This is a genomic window from Actinomycetota bacterium, from assembly GCA_028698215.1.
GTDB lineage: Bacteria > Actinomycetota > Humimicrobiia > Humimicrobiales > Humimicrobiaceae > Halolacustris.
Genome location: JAQVDY010000061.1, coordinates 1 through 2,749 on the forward strand (window position 1 = coordinate 1; position 2,749 = coordinate 2,749).

Below are 2,749 nucleotides of genomic sequence, written 5' to 3' on the forward strand. Positions count from 1 at the left end.
TGCCGATCATCATCTTATATCTGGCCCTGCAGAAATATTTTATACAGGGTTTAAGAATCCAGGCAGCAGGAAGATGATGAGGGATATAAGCCCAAAGGGCTTTTTATGAAACAACACAAATTAAATATAAAGGAGGTAGAAGAATGAAAAGAGGAATCGTATTAGTGATTACTATAATCTTTGCTTTATCCTTCCTGGCTATAGGGGCAGGATGTGGCCAGGCTGCGCCTCCTGCGCAGGAAGCAGAAGCAGAGGAGCCAGCAGCAGAACCGGCAGAGGAACCAGCAGGGGAACAGCCGGAAGCTGAAACGGAACCGGAAGAAACAGTAACCGAAGATTATTCTGGCCTGGGACCATTAAGGCTGTTTACCGATAAACCTGGCTGGCAAAATGGATGGGATGCTGTTTTTGCTGGATTTAAAGAAAAGACAGGTATAGACGTGGAGATGACCGGTTATACAGAAATAGATACCTATACCGCTGCTGTAAAAACCGGCATCACTACCCAACAGGGTCCTGATGTGTTTACCTGGTGGTCTAATTTTAAATTGGAGGATCTGGCTAAAGAGGGGCTGTTGGCAGACATGACCGACATTTATGCTCCGCTGGAGGGAAAATATAATCCAGGCATACTGGAGAGTTTTTCCTACGATGGTACTGTATATGGGGCCCCAGTGCTAGTAGCTTCATGGATCATGCTTTATAACACCAATGTCTTTGACGAGTATGGCTTAAGCGAACCTGCTAATTGGGATGAATTTGTAGATGTTTGTGAAACCCTTAAATCCAATGGAGTTACCCCTATAGCTTTAACCATAACTGGAGGATGGACCAGTTTCTTCTGGTTCCAGCAGATACTGGCTTCCAATTATCCTGAAGCCTATAAAGCAGTTTGTGCTGGAGAGCAGAGTTATGAATCTGAAGAGGTAGAGCAGACTTTCCTTATCTGGAAAGATATGATTGAGAAAGGTTATTTCACCGATCCAGGGGTAGACCTGGGTGAAGAAATCCCTCCCATGTTTGCCCGGGGAGAAGTGGCCATGACCTATTGCGGCGACTGGTTTACTGCCTACTTTGACCAGATTGAGCTGGCTGGCGGCGAAGACTATTCCATGTTTGTAATTCCAGCCAAAGAAGCAGGAGTCCCCAAGACAGTTATATTTGAGGCAGGGCCTCTCTGTATTTCTGCCAATGCTGCCAATAAGGAAGCAGCAGAACTGTTTGTCCAATACTGGCTGTCAGACGAAGGCCAGCTAATATGGTCTGAAGCTATGAACTATATTCCGCCCAATGCGGATGTAGATACCGCTCACCTGGACAGCGTTAAAAAGAAGATTGCTGATGAAGTATTCAGCGATACCGAGGCTCAACTAATAGTAAGGTACTGGGAAGCAACCCTGGAAACCATTACCCTTCCCGCTTGTGCCGCATTGGATAAATTTGTCCTAAACCCTGACAGCTATATGGATGTTATGGCTGAACTGGAACAACTTTCCAGCCAGGCATGGGCAGAATTTGAAGGCCAATAGTAATAGGATAAAACAGGCGCAGGACATAAGTTCTGCGCCTGCCTGATACTCTTTTGGAGGATAGGAACTTGAATAATAGAATTAGAGGCAGCTGGACCAACTACCTGTACCCTTTGCCTGCCCTGCTGATGGTGCTGCTATTTTTAATAGCACCAGTGGTGTTTGTAATATATGCCAGTTTCACTGATTGGGATCTGTTGCATCCCATGAATTTTGTGGGGTTAAAGAACTACATCAGGATTTTCTCAGATGCTAATTTATTGGTTTCTACCCGAAATACCTTAATCTGGGTGGTACTCATATTAGCCATACCCATGATATTAGGTTTGTTGCTGGCCGTATTTATTAATAATGTCTGGTTTTCCAATAGGATAAAATCCATATTTTATATACCCCTGGCCATATCCGGGGCAGGAATAGGTATTATCTGGCGCTGGATTTTTTCCAGAAGCGGGCTCATTAATTCTATCCTGGTAGCCACTGGGATTTTCTCTGCCCCCCGCTCCTGGCTGTTAAGTGTGCCGGATAATACACTGGCCATGGTAGTGGCCAGCACCTGGCAGGTAACCGGACTTAATATGGTTCTTTTTTTAATGGGACTGCAAAATATTCCTTCTGAAATACTGGAAGCATCCAAGATTGACGGAGCTAGCGAGTGGCAGACCTTTACCAGAATAATACTGCCCCTGCTAAAGCCCATCACCACTATAGTGGTGATTTTAAATATCATTGGAAGCTTTAAGGTGTTTGATATCATATGGGTAATGACTGCGGGAGGTCCGGCTAGAAGTTCGGAAACCCTGGCTGTATCCATGTACAAGGAAGCGTTTAGCCTATTCAGGATGGGATATGGCTCTGCAATAGCTATTGTGCTTTCTATGATTATCTTTGCTATCGGCATAGCCTATTTAAAAATTGTAGCCAGGGAGAAATAGTTTTTAAAAGCAGCCGGTAAATTATTCTACCGCTAAACAAAAGATAAAAATTTTTTATCAATTAAATAAAAAGAGGTTTTAGATTTACGCTATTTATAATGATTTTCTGTCCCCGGCAGGCTGATTAAATATTGGTCCTTGCAGCCTGCAGCCCCTAAAAAAATCTTGACAAAAGGCATAATTGATTTTAGTATTGAAATCGATACCATATATAATTAATTGTTCAGATGTTCAAATAATTTAATCTTATAAATCTAAAGGAGGTGCAAGCCGAAAAAACCATTT

Annotated in this window: 2 protein-coding genes; both read left to right on the forward strand. The window is 43.2% G+C overall.

What is annotated here, in order from left to right; genetic code table 11:
* Positions 1-143 precede the first annotated feature (143 nt).
* Positions 144-1,529 carry an extracellular solute-binding protein gene (locus tag PHN32_09170; GenBank protein ID MDD3777758.1) on the forward strand — a complete coding sequence of 462 codons (1,386 nt, stop codon included), beginning with the start codon at positions 144-146 and terminating at the stop codon, positions 1,527-1,529.
* 68 nt (positions 1,530-1,597) lie between these two features.
* Positions 1,598-2,464 carry a sugar ABC transporter permease gene (locus PHN32_09175; GenBank protein ID MDD3777759.1) on the forward strand — a complete coding sequence of 289 codons (867 nt, stop codon included), beginning with the start codon at positions 1,598-1,600 and terminating at the stop codon, positions 2,462-2,464.
* The last annotated feature ends 285 nt before the right edge of the window (positions 2,465-2,749 follow it).